This is a genomic window from Streptococcus oralis, from assembly GCF_001579175.1.
Lineage (GTDB): Bacteria > Bacillota > Bacilli > Lactobacillales > Streptococcaceae > Streptococcus > Streptococcus oralis_O.
Genome location: NZ_KQ970760.1, coordinates 384,295 through 386,312, shown reverse-complemented (window position 1 = coordinate 386,312; position 2,018 = coordinate 384,295). Strand labels below are relative to the sequence as shown.

Genomic DNA, 2,018 nt, shown 5'->3' with positions numbered 1-2,018 from the left:
TTTTAGATGACTTATTTACCCGTTGCTCTAACTATTGCAGGGACTGACCCTAGTGGCGGTGCTGGCATTATGGCTGATTTAAAGTCATTCCAAGCTAGAGATGTCTATGGAATGGCCGTTGTGACCAGTCTTGTCGCTCAAAATACCAGAGGCGTTCAATTAATCGAGCACGTCTCCAACCAAATGCTGGAAGCTCAATTGGATAGTGTCTTTTCGGATATCAAGCCTCAGGCTGTAAAAACAGGGATGTTGGCAACTAGTGAGATCATGGAGATCATCCAACCCTATCTTAAAAAGCTGGACTGTCCCTATGTTCTTGACCCTGTCATGGTCGCTACGAGTGGGGACACCCTGATTGATTCTAGTGCCAGAGACTACCTAAAAACAAATCTGCTTCCCCTTGCAAGCATTATCACTCCGAATCTTCCTGAGGCAGAAGAGATTGTTGGTTTTTCGATTCATGATCCAGAAGAAATGCAGCGTGCTGGTCGCCTGATTATAAAAGAATTTGGTCCTCAGTCTGTGGTAATCAAAGGTGGCCATCTTGAAGGTGGTGCCAAGGATTTCCTTTTTACCAAGGATGAACAATTTGTCTGGGAAAGTCCAAGAATTCAAACCTGTCACACCCATGGTACCGGATGTACCTTTGCTGCTGTGATTACGGCTGAACTAGCCAAGGGCAGAAGTCTTTACCAGGCAGTTGATAAGGCCAAGGCCTTTATCACAAAAGCCATCCAAGACGCCCCTCAACTCGGACATGGTTCTGGCCCAGTCAATCATACAACTTTTAAAGATTAAGAAAAAAACTCTCTAGCTCCTACTTTAAGGGAATTAGAGAGTTTTTGATTAGAAAATCATGTCATCCAGCTTTGTTAAAAAGGCTTGCGTTTTTGCCTCAATATCTTCTGCCTGCATCAGATCACGTACGACAGCTACTCCAGCTATACCCGTGCCGATAAGTTGGTCAATATTCTCTGATGTCAGGCCTCCGATAGCAACTACTGGAATGGCGACCGTTTGGCAAATTGTTTTCAAGGTTGAAATCAGAGTGATGGGTGCATTTTCTTTGGTCGTAGTCGGGAAAATGGCTCCTGTTCCCAAGTAGTCCGCACCCGATGTTTCTGCTTCGAGGGCTCTTTTTACCGTTTTAGCAGTGACACCGAGGATTTTTTCAGGACCTAGGACTTTGCGGGCAACCGAAACTGGTAGTTCATCGTCGCCGATATGCAGACCTGCTGCATCGACTGCAAGACAGACATCCAACCGATCATCGATGATCAAGGGCACCTGATAGGCATCTGTTATTTCCTTGACTTGTTTTGCCAGTTGATAGTATTGATTGGTGGTGAGATTTTTTTCTCGTAGTTGGATAATAGTAACACCTGAACGACAGGCCGTCTCGACTTTTTCAAGAAAGTTTTCCAAGGAATCTTGGTAGCGATTGGTTACTAGATACAGTTTAAGTGCTTCTCTATTCATAAAAGTCTCCTTTGATGGCTTCTAGCCAATTTTCGTCTCTTTTTAGGAGAGAGAGTTGATTGAGAACTTGGTAACGAAAATCTTCTAATCCCATTCCTTGAACAACTATTCTCTCAGCAGCGATATTGAGATAAGAGACCGCTAGACAAGAAGCTTCAAAGGCAGTCATTCCTTGGCTAAGAAAAACGGCTGTCAAGGCTCCAACTAAGTCTCCTGTCCCTGTTATCCAGTCTAATTCTGCACAGCCATTTCCCAATACAGCAACTTGATTTTCTGAAACGATGAGGTCCTTGGGTCCAGTGACTAAGAATGACATACCAGAATAGGTCTGACACCAGTCTTTCAAAACTTGAAGCAAATCCTCCGTTTCTTGATCTTTAGCGCTCGCATCAACTCCAACTCCGTGGTGCTTTAAGCCAACAAGACTTCGGATTTCTGACATATTTCCTTTAAGGACCGTGGGCTTGTATTCTAAAAGATCTCTGACTAGATCCTTACGAATGGGGGAAGCCGCAACGCCAACTGCATCTACTACCATT

General features: G+C 44.3%; 3 protein-coding genes. 1 reads left to right on the top strand and 2 read right to left on the bottom strand.

Annotation, left to right across the window (positions count from 1 at the left end):
* Positions 1–6 precede the first annotated feature (6 nt).
* A complete protein-coding gene (gene thiD / locus SORDD24_RS06210; protein ID WP_061408707.1) occupies positions 7–798 on the top strand; it encodes a bifunctional hydroxymethylpyrimidine kinase/phosphomethylpyrimidine kinase in 792 nt (263 codons plus the stop codon).
* Positions 799–846: 48 nt separating this feature from the next.
* Here the strand turns inward: thiD and thiE are convergent, their stop codons facing one another.
* Both thiE and SORDD24_RS06200 read right to left on the bottom strand, forming a co-directional pair.
* Positions 847–1,479, bottom strand: coding sequence for a thiamine phosphate synthase (thiE, locus tag SORDD24_RS06205; protein WP_061408704.1), 633 nt, complete (start codon positions 1,477–1,479; stop codon positions 847–849).
* On the bottom strand, positions 1,472–2,018 hold a 547-nt coding region (locus SORDD24_RS06200; RefSeq protein WP_081103522.1), incomplete at its 5' end, for a hydroxyethylthiazole kinase. The genes thiE and SORDD24_RS06200, both read right to left, overlap by 8 nt.

Bases quoted from the DNA above. Each gene is read 5' to 3' on its own strand.
- thiE (WP_061408704.1), bottom strand. From the start codon at position 1,479: ATGAATAGAGAAGCACTTAAACTGTATCTAGTAACCAATCGCTACCAA.
- thiD (WP_061408707.1), top strand. From the start codon at position 7: ATGACTTATTTACCCGTTGCTCTAACTATTGCAGGGACTGACCCTAGT.